This is a genomic window from Centipeda flueggei ATCC 43531 (genome assembly GCF_000160695.1).
Classification (GTDB): Bacteria; Bacillota; Negativicutes; order Selenomonadales; family Selenomonadaceae; genus Centipeda; species Centipeda flueggei.
The window spans coordinates 59,371-77,353 of the sequence record NZ_GG694010.1; the positions used below are offsets into that span (position 1 = coordinate 59,371).

General features: G+C 55.3%; 21 protein-coding genes. 1 reads left to right on the forward strand and 20 read right to left on the reverse strand.

Annotated features, from left to right (window positions below):
* Nucleotides 1-11: 11 nt before the first annotated feature.
* The 7 genes from HMPREF0908_RS09585 to rpsU form a co-directional block, all read right to left on the reverse strand.
* Nucleotides 12-758, reverse strand: coding sequence for an ABC transporter permease (locus HMPREF0908_RS09585; RefSeq protein WP_006691297.1), 747 nt, complete (start codon nt 756-758; stop codon nt 12-14).
* Nucleotides 755-1,537 (reverse strand): ABC transporter ATP-binding protein, encoded by a 783-nt coding sequence (locus HMPREF0908_RS09590; RefSeq protein ID WP_006691298.1) that lies wholly within the window; start codon nt 1,535-1,537, stop codon nt 755-757. The genes HMPREF0908_RS09585 and HMPREF0908_RS09590 overlap by 4 nt, the downstream gene beginning before the upstream one ends.
* Before the next feature lie 41 nt (nt 1,538-1,578).
* On the reverse strand, nt 1,579-3,138 hold the full coding sequence (gene guaA, locus HMPREF0908_RS09595) for a glutamine-hydrolyzing GMP synthase (protein WP_211204804.1): 1,560 nt from the start codon (nt 3,136-3,138) through the stop codon (nt 1,579-1,581).
* 16 nt (nt 3,139-3,154) lie between these two features.
* Entirely contained in the window at nt 3,155-3,658 is a 504-nt protein-coding gene (locus HMPREF0908_RS09600; protein ID WP_006691300.1) for a regulatory protein RecX, read from the reverse strand.
* A complete protein-coding gene (gene recA / locus HMPREF0908_RS09605; protein ID WP_040572712.1) occupies nt 3,655-4,794 on the reverse strand; it encodes a recombinase RecA in 1,140 nt (379 codons plus the stop codon). The genes HMPREF0908_RS09600 and recA overlap by 4 nt, the downstream gene beginning before the upstream one ends.
* A 108-nt stretch (nt 4,795-4,902) precedes the next feature.
* The gene (locus tag HMPREF0908_RS09610; protein WP_040572713.1) at nt 4,903-5,346 is read right to left on the reverse strand and encodes a GatB/YqeY domain-containing protein; all 444 of its coding nucleotides are present in this window, start codon (nt 5,344-5,346) and stop codon (nt 4,903-4,905) included.
* Nucleotides 5,347-5,411: 65 nt separating this feature from the next.
* Complete coding sequence (gene rpsU, locus HMPREF0908_RS09615; RefSeq protein WP_005841552.1) at nt 5,412-5,594, reverse strand: 30S ribosomal protein S21; 183 nt, start codon at nt 5,592-5,594, stop codon at nt 5,412-5,414.
* Between the two features lie 294 nt (nt 5,595-5,888).
* On the opposite strand from rpsU, the gene HMPREF0908_RS09620 reads away from it, so the two are divergent.
* A complete protein-coding gene (locus HMPREF0908_RS09620) occupies nt 5,889-6,794 on the forward strand; it encodes a metal ABC transporter substrate-binding protein (protein ID WP_006691303.1) in 906 nt (301 codons plus the stop codon).
* Nucleotides 6,795-6,853: 59 nt separating this feature from the next.
* Here the strand turns inward: HMPREF0908_RS09620 and purD are convergent, their stop codons facing one another.
* The 13 genes from purD to nadD all read right to left on the reverse strand — a co-directional run bounded on the left by purD (nt 6,854) and on the right by nadD (nt 17,978).
* Nucleotides 6,854-8,113, reverse strand: coding sequence for a phosphoribosylamine--glycine ligase (gene purD / locus HMPREF0908_RS09625; protein ID WP_006691304.1), 1,260 nt, complete (start codon nt 8,111-8,113; stop codon nt 6,854-6,856).
* Nucleotides 8,114-8,123: 10 nt separating this feature from the next.
* Nucleotides 8,124-8,717 carry an IMP cyclohydrolase gene (locus HMPREF0908_RS09630; protein ID WP_006691305.1) on the reverse strand — a complete coding sequence of 198 codons (594 nt, stop codon included), beginning with the start codon at nt 8,715-8,717 and terminating at the stop codon, nt 8,124-8,126.
* The gene (gene purN / locus HMPREF0908_RS09635; protein ID WP_006691306.1) at nt 8,714-9,346 is read right to left on the reverse strand and encodes a phosphoribosylglycinamide formyltransferase; all 633 of its coding nucleotides are present in this window, start codon (nt 9,344-9,346) and stop codon (nt 8,714-8,716) included. The genes HMPREF0908_RS09630 and purN overlap by 4 nt, the downstream gene beginning before the upstream one ends.
* Nucleotides 9,339-10,388: a phosphoribosylformylglycinamidine cyclo-ligase gene (gene purM, locus HMPREF0908_RS09640; protein ID WP_006691307.1), complete on the reverse strand. Its 1,050-nt coding sequence runs from the start codon at nt 10,386-10,388 to the stop codon at nt 9,339-9,341. The genes purN and purM overlap by 8 nt, the downstream gene beginning before the upstream one ends.
* Nucleotides 10,389-10,394: 6 nt before the next feature.
* Nucleotides 10,395-11,846, reverse strand: a complete 1,452-nt coding sequence (gene purF / locus HMPREF0908_RS09645) for an amidophosphoribosyltransferase (protein WP_006691308.1) — start codon at nt 11,844-11,846, stop codon at nt 10,395-10,397.
* A gap of 5 nt (nt 11,847-11,851) precedes the next feature.
* Nucleotides 11,852-12,565 carry a phosphoribosylaminoimidazolesuccinocarboxamide synthase gene (gene purC / locus HMPREF0908_RS09650; RefSeq protein ID WP_040572714.1) on the reverse strand — a complete coding sequence of 238 codons (714 nt, stop codon included), beginning with the start codon at nt 12,563-12,565 and terminating at the stop codon, nt 11,852-11,854.
* 237 nt (nt 12,566-12,802) lie between these two features.
* Nucleotides 12,803-13,291, reverse strand: coding sequence for a 5-(carboxyamino)imidazole ribonucleotide mutase (purE, locus tag HMPREF0908_RS09655; protein ID WP_006691310.1), 489 nt, complete (start codon nt 13,289-13,291; stop codon nt 12,803-12,805).
* 103 nt (nt 13,292-13,394) lie between these two features.
* The gene (locus HMPREF0908_RS09660; protein ID WP_006691311.1) at nt 13,395-14,345 is read right to left on the reverse strand and encodes a chemotaxis protein; all 951 of its coding nucleotides are present in this window, start codon (nt 14,343-14,345) and stop codon (nt 13,395-13,397) included.
* Between the two features lie 86 nt (nt 14,346-14,431).
* Entirely contained in the window at nt 14,432-15,331 is a 900-nt protein-coding gene (locus HMPREF0908_RS09665; protein WP_006691312.1) for a CvfB family protein, read from the reverse strand.
* 3 nt (nt 15,332-15,334) lie between these two features.
* Nucleotides 15,335-15,679, reverse strand: coding sequence for a ribosome silencing factor (gene rsfS / locus HMPREF0908_RS09670; RefSeq protein ID WP_040572715.1), 345 nt, complete (start codon nt 15,677-15,679; stop codon nt 15,335-15,337).
* A gap of 3 nt (nt 15,680-15,682) precedes the next feature.
* Nucleotides 15,683-16,744, reverse strand: coding sequence for an LCP family protein (locus tag HMPREF0908_RS09675; protein ID WP_040572716.1), 1,062 nt, complete (start codon nt 16,742-16,744; stop codon nt 15,683-15,685).
* A 54-nt stretch (nt 16,745-16,798) separates the two neighbouring features.
* Nucleotides 16,799-17,374, reverse strand: coding sequence for a bis(5'-nucleosyl)-tetraphosphatase (symmetrical) YqeK (gene yqeK, locus HMPREF0908_RS09680; RefSeq protein WP_006691315.1), 576 nt, complete (start codon nt 17,372-17,374; stop codon nt 16,799-16,801).
* A complete protein-coding gene (nadD, locus tag HMPREF0908_RS09685; RefSeq protein ID WP_006691316.1) occupies nt 17,358-17,978 on the reverse strand; it encodes a nicotinate-nucleotide adenylyltransferase in 621 nt (206 codons plus the stop codon). Before nadD ends, yqeK begins: the two co-directional genes overlap by 17 nt.
* Nucleotides 17,979-17,983 lie beyond the last annotated feature (5 nt).

Here is a 17,983-nt window from a genome sequence, read left to right on the forward strand (position 1 = left end):
CCTAATACCGTCTACTGCCGATTCCACGCACACAGCCGACGCTCTGCCAGATCGAGCAGGATGAAGAGCAGCAGCCCGATCGCGCTCAGCACCACGATGCCTGCGTACATATCGAGGTAGTTCACGCGCAGCCACGCGTCCATGATGTAGTAGCCGATGCCGTACTGTGTGCCGAATGTCTCCGTAAAGAAGAGGACGGAGATCGCCGTTGCCATCGCCACGCGCACAGCCGTGATGAACTTCGGCAGCGAGGCGGGCACGATGATGTGGCGCACCATCTGTCCGAACGACGCGCCGAGTACGCGCAGCGGGAAATATGTAGCCGGCGGAATCGCAGCGACGGCATCACGTACCGTGACGATCACTTGAAAGACGATGATGAGAAAGACCAGCAGCAGCTTGCTCGTCTCCCCGACGCCAAAGAGCAGCATGACGATGGGCAGGAGTGCGATCTTCGGGATGGGGTAGGTTAGATAGAGGATCGGAGCGAGGAGATGATTGACACGCCGAAAATATCCCATCAGGATGCCGAGCGGATAGCCGACAGCAACGGCGACAAGCACGCCCACAGCAATCCGCATCAGGCTGTATGCCGCGTGAATGGCAATCGTCCCTGTGAATGTTGCCGTCAATCGGAAAAACACCTGCACGGGCGATGGGATCACAGGCTTTTGAAAGAGCTCCGCTGCCCCCGCCCAAAGGAGAAGGCATACGAGCATCCCGACGGCGATCATCCGCAGTGAGATTTTCTCCATCATGCCTCCTCCCCCGCAATCTTTTCGCGCAGTGTCTGCCCCATGGCGGAGAACGTCGGAGATCCGCGGCGCGCGGTATCGCCGACAAACGCATTGTCGATCACTTCGACGATGCGGCCGGGTTTTCCGCGCATGACGGCAATCCGGTCGGCCAGCATCAGCGCCTCCTCCACGTAATGCGTCACGAGCAGTGTCGTTACCGCATACTGCCTGCGGAGGGAGAGGAACACCTCCTGCATTGCCTCGCGCGTGATCGCGTCGAGCGCGGAGAACGGCTCATCCATCAGCAGGAGGTCGGGCGCGAGGAAGAATACGCGCGCCAGTCCGACGCGCTGCTGCTGTCCGCCCGACAGCTCATGCGGATAACGTGCCAGCAAATCCCTAAGTCCCAGTTCATCAACCAGCGTATCCAGCCGCTCTGCATCTTCATCGCGGCGAATGCCCTTGATCTCTGCCGCAAGCAGGATATTTTCGCGTACTGTTTTCCATGCAAGGAGCCCATAGTTCTGCGGAAGAAACCCGATCCGCAGCGCATGCGGATCAATGGGCGCACCGCCGCAGGTCACCTGCCCCGACGTCGGCTGAAGAAGTCCTGCACCAACGCGCAGGAGCGTCGACTTGCCGCAGCCCGATGCACCGATCAGGGCGAGCACTGCGCTGTGCTCCAGCTGTACGGACACGTCCGCAAGCGCATGAACTGCATCGTTCCCACGCCCATAGTCCACAGAGATATCCTTAAAACAGAGCACGCATTTTCCTCCCGCCGCGTTGTCAAAGTTCATCCTGTAAGGAAATATCCACCCATCTTATGGGTGGACACGATTCACTCAAATTCTATTGTTCCCGGCGGCTTCCCTGTGCAGTCATAAAGTACGCGGTTCACGCCTCGAACTTCATTGACAATACGTGTGGTCACGTGCGCCAGGAGTTCCCATGGAAGCTGTGCAGACTCCGCCGTCATGAAGTCGCTGGTCTCAACAGCGCGCAGGGCAATGGCGTAATCGTACGTACGTCCATCTCCCATGACACCAACGGAACGCATATTGGTGAGAGCTGCGAAGTATTGCCCGAGATTTCTGCGGATGCCCGCCTTCTCGATCTCCTCACGATAGATGGCATCTGCCTCCTGAACGATATGCACCTTCTCCTCCGTAACCTCTCCGATGATGCGGATGCCGAGACCAGGGCCCGGGAATGGCTGGCGGTCGACGAGATAGTCCGGAATGCCGAGCTCACGCCCCGCCGCACGCACTTCATCCTTAAAGAGGAGGCGCAGCGGTTCGACGATTTCCTTAAAGTCCACATGATCAGGCAGTCCGCCGACGTTATGATGGGACTTGATCACGGCGGATTTCCCGAGTCCGCTCTCAATGACATCGGGATAGATCGTCCCCTGCACAAGGAAGTCCACCGCACCAATCTCATGTGCCGCTTCCTCAAAGACACGGATGAACTCCTCCCCAATAATCTTACGTTTTTGTTCCGGCTCTGTCACGCCTTTGAGGCGAGCATAAAAACGATCACGGGCATTGATGCGGATAAAGTTGACATCATAGACGCCGTCTCGCCCAAAGACGGCCTCGACCTCATCGCCCTCATTCTTTCGCAGGAGGCCGTGGTCGACAAAGACGCAGGTAAGCTGACTGCCAATTGCCTTGGAGAGGAGAACTGCCGCAACGGAAGAATCCACACCACCCGAGAGAGCACAGAGAGCTCGTCCTCTGCCAATTTTTTGGCGCAGTTCCTCAATAGCGGTTTGAACGAAAGAATCCATGCGCCACGTTCCCGTACATCCACAGACACGGTAAATGAAACTGCGCAGCATCTCCGCTCCATGCTCTGTGTGCATCACCTCGGGATGGAACTGCACGGCATAGAGTCGCTCTGCAGGATTCTCCATCGCTGCGATGGGGCAGACCGGCGTCTGTGCCGTCACGTGGAATCCGTTCGGCAGTCCGCTGATGTAGTCCGTATGGCTCATCCAGCAGACATTCATGCGTGGAATCCCTTCAAAGAGCGGTGAATCGGCATCGACGACCTCCACCTCTGTCCGACCATACTCGCTCGTCGGTGCCGGCTCCACATGCCCACCGCATAGATAGGCGATCAGCTGTGCCCCGTAGCAGATCCCAAGCACGGGGATGCCGAGCATGAAGAGCTCCTTCGATGCCGTAACTGTCTTCTCCCCATAAACACTATTCGGTCCGCCCGTCAAAATAATCCCGCGCGGGGCAAGTTCGCGGATGCGCTCCACGGAAAGCGTATGCGGATGCACTTCACAGTAGACGTGATTTTCACGCACGCGGCGCGCGATCAGCTGATTGTACTGCCCGCCGAAGTCCAACACTAAGATCATTTCTGCGGCATCGGGTCTGTTCATCATTGTTCCCTTTCTCACGTTATTCTTCTGCATCCTCGGCAAAGGAATCTTTAAACTCCCGAACGGCACTGTGTGCTACATCGACCGAAAATCCCCGTTGGTAGAGATTTGTCATCATCTTCTGAGCCTTGTCATTCGCTTTGTACTTCATGGCAAGGACACGCTCTGCTGCCGCCACTTCACGCTCATCGATATCCTCGGGAACAACGCTCCGCACGAGATCATGGTCAAACCCGCGCTGCATGAGCTTTGCACAAATCTGGCGCACAGAGCTGCAGCTTTCCTGATAAAGATACATAAACTGCTGAGCACACAGATCAGCATCATCGAGGTAATGTCGTTCGATCAGCCGTGCAATCGCAGCATCGACCTCCTCTGCCGAAAAGCCCTTTCGCATTAGTTTCTCACGCAGCCTTTTCTCACTGTGTGCCTGACGTGCGAGATAATCCACTGCCACCATGAGCGCCGTACGTTCTTCCCGCTTTTTACTTCCGTTCCCTGCTTCATTCCGTGCAGCAGTCATTCATCGGCTCCCATGGCGGGATCCCGATCGGACACATCGGCAAAATCCTGCGCTGTCTCCTCAAATGGAGCAGTCTTCTTTCCTGTACCTTTTTTCTTCGGTTTTTCCCCCTCGGCAAGGAGTTTCGTACGGATTTTTTCTTCGATCTCAGTGATCATCTCCGGTCTCTCCTCAAGAGTTGCCTTTGCATTTTCCTTGCCCTGTCCGAGACGCGTTCCCCCATAGGAAAACCATGCGCCGCTCTTATCGACAATATCCAGCTCGACGCCCATATCAATGATGCTGCCGAGACGCGAAACTCCCTCACCGTACATGATATCAAACTCTGCCGTCTTAAACGGAGGCGCGACCTTGTTCTTGACAATTCTCGCGCGCGTGCGGTTGCCCAGTGATTCCGTGCCCTGTTTGATGGAGTCGGCGCGTCGCACGTCAATGCGTACTGATGCGTAGAACTTCAGCGCACGTCCGCCCGTTGTCACCTCCGGATTCCCATAGGTAACGCCGATCTTCTCGCGCAGCTGGTTGATGAATACGGCAGCCGTACGCGTCTTGCTGATGATGCCCGTCAGCTTGCGCATTGCCTGGCTCATGAGACGCGCCTGCAAACCAACGGCAGATGCCCCCATATCACCGTCGATTTCAGACTTTGGTACAAGAGCGGCAACCGAGTCAACGACGATGATGTCGATTGCAGCACTGTGCACGAGCGCATCCACAATCTCAAGTGCCTGCTCACCTGTATCTGGCTGGGAGACGAGAAGGTCCTCGATGTTGACCCCAAGTTTGCGGGCATATTCCGGATCGAGGGCATGCTCGGCATCAATGAATGCCGCAATACCGCCTGCCTTCTGCGCCTCGGCAATCATGTGCAGTGCGACGGTCGTCTTGCCGGAGGACTCAGGTCCAAAGACCTCGATAATGCGTCCGCGCGGGATTCCTCCAACACCGAGCGCGATGTCAAGCGGAAGAATCCCTGTGGAGATCACCTCGATGTTCATATTTGCCTTGGCTTCACCAAGGCGCATGATCGCTCCCTTGCCGTGGGCCTTCTCGATATTACGCAGTGCGTTCTCAAGAGCCTCTTCACGCGCCATCGGCCGATCAGTTTTTCCGCCCCGCTTATCCTTTTCTGTCATCTGTATCTCCTTGTTCATTCCTATGCAAAAATTTATTCTCATTCAATTATATAAAAATCCCCGCTCCTTTGTCAAAGGAAAATGCGGGGATGTGTTCTGAAAAGGAGATTACTTCAAATGTGCACGAACAGCTTCATTGATGAGTTTCCCATCAGCACGCCCTTTGACGCGCGGCATGAGGACCCCCATTACCTTGCCCATGTCCTTTGCCGTCACTGCACCGACTTCGGCGACAGCATCCGCCACGAGCTTCTTCACCTCATCGATACTGAGCTGTGTAGGGAGATAAGGCATCAAAACATCAATCTCCGCCTTGGTCTTGGCAACGAGATCATCGCGCTTGCCGCGTGCGAACTCCTCAATGGAATCGCGGCGCATTTTCACTTCCTTGGAGATGACGCCGATCACCTCATCATCTGTGAGTGTCTTCTTCCCATCGATCTCTGCCTGACGCACCGCACCTCGCACCATGCGAATGACGGAAAGGCGGTCCTTCTCGCCCCGCTTCATGGCTTCCTTCATATCTGCCGTAAGCTTTTCCATGAGTGACATTGCTTTCATCCTTTCCTATAAAAAGAAAAACATCCGCAGCACTGCGCCGCGGATGCCTTATGCAGTCAGCCCCTGTATTTGCGTTTGCGTGCCGCCTCAGACTTCTTCTTGCGGCGAACGCTCGGTTTCTCGTAATGTTCACGCTTTCGAACTTCGGCAAGAGTACCGGCCTTCTGTGACATACGCTTAAAGCGGCGGAGAGCACTGTCGATCGACTCATTCTTGCCGACCTTGATTTCATTTGCCATGCATTTCCCCTCCCTCCACGCGCGGAGTATTTCGCATCTCAAAATGATGCTCTGTCATTATACTCCATAGGGATAATTCGTGTCAATCTTGTAATCAAATTTTCACAAAATAAGGCTTGAGCCCTATCTTCATTTTATACTCATCTGAACATTTATTTATACATAGTATCTATTGATAAAAATTTTCTATATTTTATGCCTTGCCTATTGACAATCTATCTCACCATGGCGTATCATCTTCCTATCGTCGTTTCACCAATCTAGCAAATGTTCAGTTTTTAAGGAGCAATATTCATGAAAATGACCACAAAAATCCTATCTCTCCTGCTCGTCCTCCTCACGACAGCGCTCCTCGGCTGCGGCGGATCACAGCAATCCGCGGAGAAGAAAGCGGAGAAACCGTTCCGCATCGTCACCTCGTTCTATCCCATGTATATAGCAGCCATCAACATCACAGACGGCGTAGACGGTGTGGAAGTCACCAATATGACGAAACCGCAGACAGGATGCCTGCACGACTACCAACTCATGACCGAGGACATGAAAACACTCGAACATGCCGATGCCTTCATCATCAACGGTGCCGGCATGGAGGACTTCATGGACAAGGTGACGAGCGCACAAAAACAAATGAAGGTCATCGATGCCTCACGCGGGATCGAACTCATCCATGATGAGGAAGGTGACAATCCCCACGTCTGGCTGAGTGTCACCGATGCCATTGCTCAGGTGCGCAACATTGCCGATCAGCTAAAGGAAGCCGATCCCGCCCATGCGGATGCCTACGAAAAAAATGCTGCTTCCTACATTGAAAAGCTCACAGCATTGAAAACGGAGATGCACGCCGCGCTTGACAATGTTCCGCACAAGGATATCGTGACGTTCCACGAGGCATTTCCCTACTTCGCAAAAGAGTTCCATCTGAACATCATTGCCGTCGTCGAGCGCGAGCCGGGAACAGAGCCGACGCCGAGCGAACTGCAGGAAACCATCGCGCAGGTGAATGCGCTCCCATCTAAGGTGCTCTTTACCGAACCACAGTACTCTCCTGCCGCCGCAGAGACGATTGCGCGCGAGACCGGCGCAAAGATCTACACCCTTGACCCTGTTGTCACAGGCGAAGCGACTTCTGCAGCAAAGAACGCCTACATCGACACGATGAAGAGGAATATGGAGACCTTAAAGGAAGCCCTTCAATAACAGTATACACCCATAGGAAAAGAGCTTGCCGTCATTTGGCAAGCTCTTTTCCTATGGTCTCACCGAGCAAGTGCGCGATGTGCAATATCCTTGCGATAGTAGGCATCCTTGAAGGAAATCTTCTCTGCAGCAGCATAGGCGGCATCGACAGCGGAGGATATATCTGCGCCGCGCCCGACTACACCGAGCACGCGGCCGCCGTTTGTGACGAGTTTTCCATCTTTCATCGCCGTTCCGGCATGGAAGACGAGCGCGCCCATCGCCTCAGCGTCGGCGATCCCTATAATCTCCTGCCCTTTCTTATAGGCACCCGGATAGCCCCCCGAGGCAAGCACGACACACACAGCCGTACCGTCCTTCCAACGGATGGAAACATCTGCAAGAGTTTCATTCGTGCAGGCACACATGATTTCCACAAGATCGCTGTCGAGAAGCGGAAGCACTACTTGCGTCTCGGGATCACCAAACCGTGCGTTGAACTCCACAACCTTTGGCCCGTCCGCCGTCACCATCAGTCCAAGATAGAGACAGCCGCGATAGGTACGCCCCTCCTGCGCCATGGCGGCAATGGTGGGCTCTAGGATTTCCTCCACGGCACGCTTCGTCATCTCCGGCGTCATGACCGGTGCAGGTGCATAGGTACCCATACCGCCTGTATTTGGTCCACGGTCCCCGTCATAAGCACGCTTGTGATCCTGTGCGCTGATCATCGGACGAATCGTCATCCCATCGGTAAAAGCGAGGAGCGATGCCTCCTCTCCCTCCATAAATTCCTCAATGACGACGCGTGCACCCGCATCGCCGAAAGAGTGATCCTCCATGATGGCATCAACGGCATTGAGCGCCTCCTGCTCCGTCATGGCGACGATAACGCCCTTGCCTGCTGCAAGGCCATCCGCCTTGACGACGATGGGTGCGCCCTCCTGACGGATGTAGGCGCGTGCTGGCTCTGCCGCAGTAAAGACCTCATAGCGTGCCGTCGGTATCCCGTACTTTTTCATGAGATCCTTAGCGAATGACTTCGAGCCCTCGATCTCCGCCGCATTCGCGCGCGGTCCAAAGGCACGGATCCCTGCCTCCTCGAGCTCATCCACCAGCCCATTCATCAGCGGCACCTCGGGACCAACGACGACAAGTCCGATATCTTTCTCCTTGACAAAGCGCAGGATCTCCGCATGATCGTCAAGTGCAAGCGCCGCCGACGCGTCCATGCCGGGATTGCCGGGGATGGCGTAAATCTGCTCCGTCTGCGGGCTTTCCGAGAGTTTCCAATACAGAGCGTGCTCGCGCCCGCCCGAGCCGATGACAAGAATATTCACGTCGTCTTCCTCATTTTTCTATCTGCTGTGAGAGATATGCTCCGATGGCACGGTCATACTCTGCCGTATGAGCAAATGCCTCCTGCGCCAGACGCATCCGCGTCATGCCGTCCACCGCACCGTCTTTTTCGATCATCGCGGCGATCTCTGCATAGCGCGACGGATTGGTAATGACGGTGACGAACTTAAAGTTCTTCGCTGCGGCACGAATCATCGCGGGACCGCCAATGTCGATCTGCTCGACCGCCTCGGCAAGTGTAACGTCAGGTTTCGCCACGGTCTCCACAAACGGATAGAGATTGACGACAACGAGATCAATCGGTGTGATCTTCAGCTCCCTCAGTGCCTTCTCGTGCTCCGGATTGCCGCGCACAGCAAGAATCCCGCCGTGCACGAGGGGATTCAAGGTCTTGACGCGGCCATCCATAATCTCGGGAAAACCCGTGACATCACTGACGTAGATAACGGGAATCCCCGCCTCACGCAGTGCCTTCATCGTCCCGCCCGTAGAGACGATCTCAATGCCTGCCTTCTGCAGTGTCCGTGCGAATTCGACGACACCACTCTTATCGGATACGCTGATCAGGGCACGTTTTATCTTCATAATGCTCCTCCTTCGGCAGGGGGCAGGATGTGTACCTGTCTGCCGTCTGTACGAAGTCTGCCATCGACATAGAGTCGAATTGCTGCAGGAAAGATCCGATGTTCCTCCTTTAGAACGCGTGCGGCAAGGCTGTCCTCCGTATCCCCTTCTGCTACAGGCACAGCTGCCTGGAGAATGATGGGGCCGGAGTCCGTCCCCTCATCCACAAAGTGCACCGTACATCCGCTGACCTTCACCCCGTAGGCCAATGCATCCCGATGGGCATGTGCCCCAGGGAAACTTGGCAGCAGTGCGGGGTGGATATTGAGGATGCATCCCGCATAGGCACGCACGAAGAATGGCGACAGGATCCGCATAAACCCTGCCAGCACGACGAGTGTGACTCCGTGCGCATGCAGGTGTTCGAGCAGTACACGCTCAAAGTCCTCGCGTTCAGCATACTCTTTGCGCACAACGGCAGCGGCAGGGATGCCATGTTCCCGCGCGCGCGTGAGCGCATAGGCCTCCGCCTTGTCTGCCAGTACGACGGCAATCTCCGCACAGATGTCCCCGCGCTCCACGGCATCGATGATGGACGCAAGGTTAGACCCGCGCCCTGAGCAGAGCACTCCAATCTTTTCCTTAGGCATCAAAGACACCGCCCTTGATCGTCGCCTCATGTGTGCCCTCGGTCACGCGTCCGATCCGGAAGACTGCCTCATGCTGCGCATCGAGACGTGCCTCGATGCGCGCCGCCTCCTCCTCGGAGGCAATGAGCACCATTCCGATCCCCATGTTGAACGTGCGGTACATCTCCGCCCAGTCGACGTTGCCCCACTCCTGGATGAGACGAAAGACCGCGGGCATCTCCCACGCGGCTGCATTGACCTCCGCGCCCATCCCCTCGGGGAGGGCACGCGGAATGTTTTCATAGAATCCGCCGCCCGTGATGTGCACCATACCGTGAAGATCAAAGTCACGAATCAGCGGCAGGCAGACCTGCGGATAGAGACGCGTCGGTGTCAGCAGCTCCTCGCCGATGGTGCGTCCCAGTTCCTCCATGTATTCATCACCGTGAAAGCCCTTGTGTTCAAAGACAATCTTGCGCACGAGAGAGTAGCCGTTGGAATGCACGCCCGAGGAAGGCAGTCCGAGCAGGACATCCCCCGCCTTCACACGCGCACTCGTAATGAGCCGTTCGCGCTCGACGACACCGACGGCGAACCCCGCGATATCGTACTCACCCACGGGGTAGAACCCTGCCATTTCCGCCGTCTCACCGCCGATGAGCGCACAGCCGGATTCCTTGCAGGCACGGGCAACGCCGGAGACCACGTCGGCAACCTGCGTCGGCTCAAGTTTGCCGACGGCGAGGTAGTCAAGAAAAAACAGAGGCTCTGCCCCCTGCACGAGGATGTCGTTGACACACATCGCCACGGCATCCTGCCCAATGGTATCATGCCGATTCAACAGGAAAGCAAGCCGCAGCTTGGTCCCGACCCCATCCGTTCCGGAAACGAGCACGGGTTCACGATAGTCCTGCGCGCGCAGGGCAAACAGACCGCCGAAGCCGCCCAGATCACCGAGCACCTCCGGACGATAGGTTGCACGTACGCTGTCTTTGATCAGCGATACGGATTCGTTGCCCGCATCGATGTCGACACCCGCATCACGATAGGTCATTTTTTTCATGGACACTTACATCCCCCTTTCACGCTGTGCAAGCCGCTGCTGCTCACGCGTGATCGCGTCGTCCACGTCAAGTGCGGCATCCTCCTCTGGAACCGGGTACTGGTTGTTAAAGCATGCATAGCACATGTGGTCCGGATTGAGGACAGGAACACACGTCCTCAGCCCCTCGATGGAGATGAAGTGAAGGGAATCTGCCCCGATAAAATTGCGAATCTCCTCGAGACTCTTCGTCGCTGAGATCAGCTCCTTGCGCACCGACGTATCGATGCCGTAGTAGCAGGGATCGGTGATCGGCGGGCTGCTGATGCAGACATGGATCTCACGCGCCCCAGCGTTGCGCAGGAGTCGTACGATCTTACCGCTTGTCGTGCCGCGCACGATGGAGTCATCCACCATGATGACGGACTTTCCCTCGACAACGGAGCGCACCGGGCTCAGTTTCAATTTGACTGCCGTATCGCGCTGCTTCTGCGTCGGCTGGATGAACGTCCGCCCGATGTAGCGGTTCTTGATGAGTCCCTCGGCAAACGGGATACCCGCCTCGTAGGCAAATCCTGTCGCCGCCGTTGTCCCTGAGTCGGGCACGGAGATGACGACATCGCCGCGAAAGCCGGATTCACGTGCAAGAACCCGTCCCATCTCGAAGCGTGCCGCATGGACACTCTGTCCGTCGATGATCGAGTCGGGACGGGCGAAATAAATATACTCAAAGATGCAGGAGGCAACATCCTGCCCATTGGAAAAACGATAGGACTTGAGTGAACCGCACTCTATGACAACCATCTCGCCCGGCAGTACGTCACGCACAAACGCAGCTCCGTTAACCTCAAGAGCACAGGTCTCAGAGGACAACACCCAGCCTCCCTCTGTCGTCCGTCCAATGCAGAGCGGACGAAAGCCCTGCGGATCGCGCACACCGATGAGCTTGTTCTCTGTCATAATGGTCAGGCAGAATGCGCCGCGCACTTCCTGTACAGTCTCCAAAATACGCTCCTCGATGGTCATCTTCTGTGAGCGTGCAATCAGATGGACAAAGACCTCCGAGTCGATGGTTGTCTGGAATACGGTACCCTTACTCTCGAGGCCGCGTCGAAGCAATGCGGCATTGGTGAGGTCACCGTTATGTGCCAGTGCCAGTGCACCGCCCGCATAGTTGACGCGCAGCGGCTGTGCATTCGCCGCAAGGCTGAACCCCGTCGTCGCATAGCGCACATGGCCGATGGCAATTTTGGCATGGTCAAGATGAGGCAGTTCCGAGCGAAACACCTCAGTTACCAGCCCCATGCCTTTTTTGACGTCAATCCACGCACCGTCCGTCAACGCAATACCCGCACTCTCCTGCCCGCGATGCTGGAGCGCAAAGAGGCCGAGATAGGTCATCTCGGACACATCCTCCGTCGGAGAATACACGCCGTAGATGCCGCACTCTTCCTTCCACTTTGGCAGTTTCTCGTACATCGCTCTTATGCTTCTCCCGTCAGCCTGTGGAGCATCTCCTTATAGGCATCCTCTACGTTGCCAAGGTCACGGCGGAAACGATCCTTATCCAGTTTCTCCTTCGTGTCGCTGTCCCAGAAGCGGCAGTTATCCGGTGAGATCTCATCGGCGAGGATGATCTTCCCGTCAGCATCCCTGCCGAACTCCAGCTTGAAGTCAATGAGATCCACCTTCTTAGACTTGAGGAACTTCGTGAGGATATCGTTGATCTTCAGCGACATGCGTTCGATCTCGTCCAGTTCCGCATCCGTCGCGATCTTCATGGCGCGGATATGATAGCGGTTGAGCATCGGATCGCCGAGATCGTCGTTCTTGTAGCAGTACTCGATGACCGGGAACGGCATCGGAACGCCTTCCTCGAGCCCAAGACGCTTGGCGAGTGAGCCGGCCGCCACGTTGCGGATGATGACCTCAAGCGGAATAATCGTGAGCTTCTTCACGAGCATCTCACGATCGCTCGGCATGGAGATATAGTGATGAGCGATGCCCTCCTTCGCCAGCAGGTCGAAGAAGAATGCCGACATCTTGTTGTTCATGATTCCCTTGCCCACGATCGTACCGCGCTTGGCACCGTTCCCCGCCGTCGCGTCGTCCTTGTAGTAGACAAGGTACTCATTCGGATTGTCCGTGGCATAGATGATCTTTGCTTTCCCCTCATAAAGAGCCTCTTTACGCTCCATCGTTGTCCTGCCTTTCTTCTCAAACACTAGGGAAGCACACTGATAACTTCGGCACTGCCGTCTTGACGCATCTTTTTCACCTGCTTTTCGTTAGCAAATCCTCCGCATAGCCCTTACTATGCGTTCGGTTTGCTGCCTCAATCGGACAAAAATCTACGCCACTCTGACAGGCCTCATTTTATCGGCGATTCCATAGAAATATCCTTTTAAGGAAGCGCTGAGCAACGCAGCATTTCCTTACAGCTGTGCTGCGACGCGGTCTGCCTTCTTCTCGACTTCCAACACCATCTTCTCACGATAATCCATGAGCGCCTCGGCAATAGAAGCATCATGCACGGCAAGAATTTCCGCCGCAAAAATCGCCGCGTTCTTTGCACCATTGACGGCCATGGTCGCCACAGGTACCCCTGACGGCATCTGTACCGTGCTGAGCAGAGCATCCATGCCGTTTAGAGGCGTTGCATTGATCGGAACCCCCACCACAGGCTTAATTGTATAGCTTGCCACGACCCCCGCCAGATGTGCCGCCGCGCCTGCCGCCACGATAAATGCGGCAAATTCCTTGTCATGATCCGCTTCCATGACGAAATCACGAACAATCGACGGTGTGCGATGTGCCGATGCTACCTTGATCACGGGGGTAATGCCAAACTGCTTCAGAAGCTCAACCGCAGGCTTGAGAATTGGCCAATCAGAATCGCTGCCCATCAGGACTGCTACCTTCATATTATCATCTCCTTATGCCTATGATAGCGAGATTTCAAATCCATGTCAATAGAACGAAAAGGACTGCCGTATCACAGGATACAGCAGTCCCATAGAACAAGTCTCAAATTTCTTTGCTCGTGTCGTGCAGGGGCTCACCAAAGATCAGTGTATCCAGAAGATCGATCAGTTGATTGATCTCTGGTTTCGATACCTGTCCCGATGCTCCAAGGCTCTCGCCCTTGCGCCTCATCTCCTCGCTGATCAGGGAGGAGAAAAGGACGAGTGGAACTTCACCGAGGCGGCTGTCCTCACGGACGAGCTTCAGCAGGCGATGTCCGTCCATTTTTGGCATCTCAACATCAGAAATGATGATACGGACATGATTCTCGATCGGACCATTCTTGCGGGCAAGATCCTGCAGATAATCCCATGCATCCTGTCCGTTGCCAAAGTCACGAATGAACTTGTAGCCTGCCTCATGCAGTGTCGCCACAAGGAGGTCACGCAGCATCTTGGAGTCCTCGGCAACGACGATATGCGCCGTGCCGCGCCGCGTCTTGGCATCCTGCGTTGCCTCGGCAACGGTCGTGAGCTTCTGGTTGATCTCTGGATTGATCTCCGCGATGATCGTCTCAAAGTCCAGCAGTAGGACGATACGATCTTCCATCTTGATGATACCGACAACACGTGACCCCTCACCAACGTTCGGTGCCGGCTCCATATTTTTCCACGAGATGCGATGGATACGGTAGACGCTGCCGACAAGGAAACCAATGTCGTAATTGTTGATCTCCGTCACAATGATGTTCTGCATCTCATCCGAGGTCTGGAGATTGAGGCAACGTGCCATATTCACGAGAGGAATGGCCTTGCCGCGCAGCGTAAACAGCCCATCAACGTAAGGATGTGCCTCGGGCATGGCAGTCACCGGCACACGTGTGATGACTTCGCGCACCTTCGCGACATTGATGCCGTAATTCACCTTGCCTATGCTGAACTCGACAATTTCAAACTCATTTGTTCCCGTCTCAAGCAGGATCCCTTTTCTCTCTTCGGTTACCGTATCTGCCATGTATCTCTCCCCCTGCACGTCTACATTCTTCGCTATGCTCTCTATTCGCCCTTTGGAATAAAAATCCTTCCTTGATTAAGAAAAAACTAATTCATTTTATTTTCTTGCGACAAATATGTCCAGCCGTCCTGCTGGTATACACGGCCTTCTTTCATCAAATACCCAAGCGCGCGCTTAAACGCCGCCTTACTGATCTGAAAACGATCCTTGATAACGGCAGGCGATGTATTGTCCGTATATGGCATCTTGCCGTTGTGTTCCTCCAAAAGGGCAAGCAGACGATCGGCATCTAGAGCGCGTGCCTCTTCCTTCGGCGGACGCAGAGATGCGTTCAGACGTCCATCCTCACGCAGATAAGTGACACGGATCACCACGCTCTCGCCGACACGCGGACGCCGCGGCGCCTCGCGATGATCGACGAATGCAATATAGTGCTCCTCAGTAAAGAGAAAAATACCGCGTTCTGTAATGTTATAGACAGAGCCTCTCAGCTGATCGCCTACATGCACACCCGTGGCAGGGCGAGAGGCACGGCGCAGCTCATCCTCCACCTCCATCGTCACGGCAAGACGCCCCGATTTATCCGTATAGAGCTTCGCCCAAACGACCTCACCGACCTGCGGCCGTCCGCGCATCCCTGCGTAGGGCAGAAAGATCCCGCGCTCCGCCCCGACATCGAGGAAGGCACCTTCCTTCGTCACGTTGATAACGCGCAAACGAGCAACCTGCCCTTCCTTCATGCGAGGTGTGCGCATGCTCGCCGTCAGCCGCCGTTTCGGATCGAGATAGAGAAAGACACGGACGCGGTCGCCCACCTTGACCGGTGCAGTCTGCTGCATCGTGTGCAGCAGAATATCATCACTCGTATTGCCCGTCTCCGCATCCAGAAAGATGCCCCACTCGGATTCGCGCACGGCAGTGAGTTCCGCCACCTGACTTGGGCCGTATTTACGGTGCAAAAGCGCGGGTTTTTGCCGCTCCGCCACGGCCTATTCCTCGTAGGGCGTAAGTTTGGCATCGCCCCAGAGCCGCTCAAGTGCATAGTACTCGCGTGCATCCTGCTGGAAGATGTGGGCAACGGTATCACCATAGTCAAGCAGTATCCACTCGCCTTCGCGATAACCTTCCTTGTGGAGAAAGGTTACGCCCGCTTCCTCCATCTTCTCCTCGATGTTGTCTGCAATTGCACGCACCTGTGTCGCAGTATTTGCGGAGCAAATAATAAAATAATCATTGGTCGACATCAGGCCGACCATATTCATCTGCACAATATCCCGTGCCTTTTTCTCATCTGCCGCCGCCTCAATCATGCGGCACTTTTCCTGCTCTGTCAAGTTCTACTCCTCCTCATCCTTCTGCTCCGCCTCCTCCGGCGGAAAGAGCTCATGAATGACTTTATCCGTCGCTTTACGATCCATAATCCACACCGTATCATCATCCCGTGCAAAGTCACCAGGCAGCATGATGGTGCGCGGCGGCTGTGCATTGAGTTTCCGCACCACATTCCCGATATGCACGGAATCAAATAACTCAGCACTTGTCGTCACGTTTTGCTTAAGAATATCCGCAATCTGCGGAACCTTCGGCAGTGTATCGACGCGCAGCAGCTTGGCATAGAATGCCTTGACAAATTTCTGCTGCCGCTGCGTGCGTCCAAGATCCCCGAGATCATCACTGCGGTAACGCAGATAGCACTCTGCACCGACACCGTCAAGATGACGATACCCCTGCCGCATGTGAATGGAAAGCCCTGCTTCCGGATCATCATAGTCCATATCCCGCTCGACATAGATGTCAATCCCGCCGACAGCATCAATGATCTTGGCAAATGTATCCAAATCGATGACGACATATTGGTGAATCGAGATGCCAAACATCTGATTGATGGTCCGTACCATCAACGGCGCACCGCCCACTGCATAGACGTGGGAAAGCCGTGTTTCTCCCTTCTCCTGTGCCATGGGCACCCACGTATCCCGCGGAATGTTGAGGATACGCACCTTACCTGTCGCGTTCTCCATACTCACGAGGAGAATGGCATCGGCACGTTTTTCCGGTGCCTCGTCCACATTTACCGCATCGTCGAGTCCAAGAACAAGCACGTTTGTATAACCGTCAAACCGTACATCGACCTCGCCGCGATTCTCCTCCTGCCGAACAAGATACGCCTCATACATGCTCCGCAGGTCATGATATGCCTCAACCCCCCATCCGATCAAATAATATCCAGAGATACCGACAACAACGAGGAAAACAACGGCGAAAATGAGACGAAAGAAACCACGCAGTATCGCTATGCGGCGGCGCCGTGCACGCTGGGAACGACGTCGTTTTATATTTTCGCGTGAATTTTCACTTGCCAACTGTGCAGCAAGTTCTTCCGTATCATATTCGGACAACGTCCCTCTCCCCCTTTTCCCGCTGTTCAGTGCTGTCGTAGATTCTCGATCACATCAGTGTTGTTCCAACAGCAGTTCATTCCGTGCCGTCACCGTGTCCGGGTGAACGAGGCCCCCCCGTTGCAGAACGAATCGAATGGACTCTGTAAGCCCCACCAACACCATCGCGTCGAGTGATACGGTGCGTGCAAGCTCCCGCAGGTGTTCCACCCCCGGGTAGACACGCGATGGCTCGATCATATCTGCATAATAGATGATTTTATCCAGTGCAGTCATACTGTTTCCCCCAACCGTATGCCGCCATATCGCCTGTGCAATGCCCGCATCATCGACACCATAGTCCTCATAGATGAGGTATGCTCCTACATAGGCATGCAGGAGCAGCGGCATTGCTGCCTCGATCCTGCCGATGGGAATCCCTCGGCGCCGTGCCTCCGCTGGAAGCATCTCCGTCGCATAAGTACGGCCGCAGTCGTGCAGGAGTCCTGCAACACGCGCTCGCTCTTCATCCAGACCGAAGCGGCGTGCCAGTGCTGCCGCCGTATCTGCCACACCAAGCGAATGCTGATAGCGTCCCGGCGCAAGACGCTTCTCCAAGCGCGTACACATCTCCTCATACGTCATGTTCATGCGCACGATACAGCCCCCTTTCTGCAATATACTCTTCCACAGCACGCGGTACAAGATGCCGAATGGATTTTCCTGCACGCACGCGCGCACGGATCATCGTTGATGAGATTTCCAGATGCGGTGTCGGCACGATAAAAATGTGACGTCGTTCCTCCGGTGTAAACTTCTCTGCGAGAAGCGTTTCATCGAGCAGCGTCCCCTGCCGCGTTGCAACAATGAACTGACAGGAACGCAGGAGCCGATGCGGTTCATGCCAGCGATAGAGATCATTCATCGCATCCGCACCCGTGATGAAGAAAAGCGGCGCTCCATCAAAATAATCGTGGAGCACCGCTATGGTATCCACGGTATAGGACGGTCCCTCCCGACGCAGTTCCATGTCTGAAAGAGAAAAGTTCGGATTGTCCCGTATGGCACACGCCGTCATGGCTAACCGATCCGCGATGGACGCCGCTCGCGTGCCATCCTTGTGTGGGGGACGTGCAGAGGGGATAAAGAGCACCTCGTCCAGCTCCGCCTCTGCGCGCACCATCTCCGCCGTGATCAGATGTCCCATGTGAATTGGGTCGAACGTTCCGCCCATAATTCCAATTCGCTTTTTCATCCGAG

What these genes read in the sequence shown, in the direction of transcription:
- HMPREF0908_RS09585 (WP_006691297.1), bottom strand. Translation starts at nt 758, where the DNA reads ATGATGGAGAAAATCTCACTGCGGATGATCGCCGTCGGGATGCTCGTA.
- HMPREF0908_RS09590 (WP_006691298.1), bottom strand. Translation starts at nt 1,537, where the DNA reads ATGAACTTTGACAACGCGGCGGGAGGAAAATGCGTGCTCTGTTTTAAG.
- guaA (WP_211204804.1), bottom strand. Translation starts at nt 3,138, where the DNA reads ATGATGAACAGACCCGATGCCGCAGAAATGATCTTAGTGTTGGACTTC.
- HMPREF0908_RS09600 (WP_006691300.1), bottom strand. Translation starts at nt 3,658, where the DNA reads ATGACTGCTGCACGGAATGAAGCAGGGAACGGAAGTAAAAAGCGGGAA.
- recA (WP_040572712.1), bottom strand. Translation starts at nt 4,794, where the DNA reads ATGACAGAAAAGGATAAGCGGGGCGGAAAAACTGATCGGCCGATGGCG.
- HMPREF0908_RS09610 (WP_040572713.1), bottom strand. Translation starts at nt 5,346, where the DNA reads ATGTCACTCATGGAAAAGCTTACGGCAGATATGAAGGAAGCCATGAAG.
- rpsU (WP_005841552.1), bottom strand. Translation starts at nt 5,594, where the DNA reads ATGGCAAATGAAATCAAGGTCGGCAAGAATGAGTCGATCGACAGTGCT.
- HMPREF0908_RS09620 (WP_006691303.1), top strand. Translation starts at nt 5,889, where the DNA reads ATGAAAATGACCACAAAAATCCTATCTCTCCTGCTCGTCCTCCTCACG.
- HMPREF0908_RS09630 (WP_006691305.1), bottom strand. Translation starts at nt 8,717, where the DNA reads ATGAAGATAAAACGTGCCCTGATCAGCGTATCCGATAAGAGTGGTGTC.
- purN (WP_006691306.1), bottom strand. Translation starts at nt 9,346, where the DNA reads ATGCCTAAGGAAAAGATTGGAGTGCTCTGCTCAGGGCGCGGGTCTAAC.
- purM (WP_006691307.1), bottom strand. Translation starts at nt 10,388, where the DNA reads ATGAAAAAAATGACCTATCGTGATGCGGGTGTCGACATCGATGCGGGC.
- purF (WP_006691308.1), bottom strand. Translation starts at nt 11,846, where the DNA reads ATGTACGAGAAACTGCCAAAGTGGAAGGAAGAGTGCGGCATCTACGGC.
- purC (WP_040572714.1), bottom strand. Translation starts at nt 12,565, where the DNA reads ATGGAGCGTAAAGAGGCTCTTTATGAGGGGAAAGCAAAGATCATCTAT.
- purE (WP_006691310.1), bottom strand. Translation starts at nt 13,291, where the DNA reads ATGAAGGTAGCAGTCCTGATGGGCAGCGATTCTGATTGGCCAATTCTC.
- HMPREF0908_RS09660 (WP_006691311.1), bottom strand. Translation starts at nt 14,345, where the DNA reads ATGGCAGATACGGTAACCGAAGAGAGAAAAGGGATCCTGCTTGAGACG.
- yqeK (WP_006691315.1), bottom strand. Translation starts at nt 17,374, where the DNA reads ATGAACATGACGTATGAGGAGATGTGTACGCGCTTGGAGAAGCGTCTT.
- nadD (WP_006691316.1), bottom strand. Translation starts at nt 17,978, where the DNA reads ATGAAAAAGCGAATTGGAATTATGGGCGGAACGTTCGACCCAATTCAC.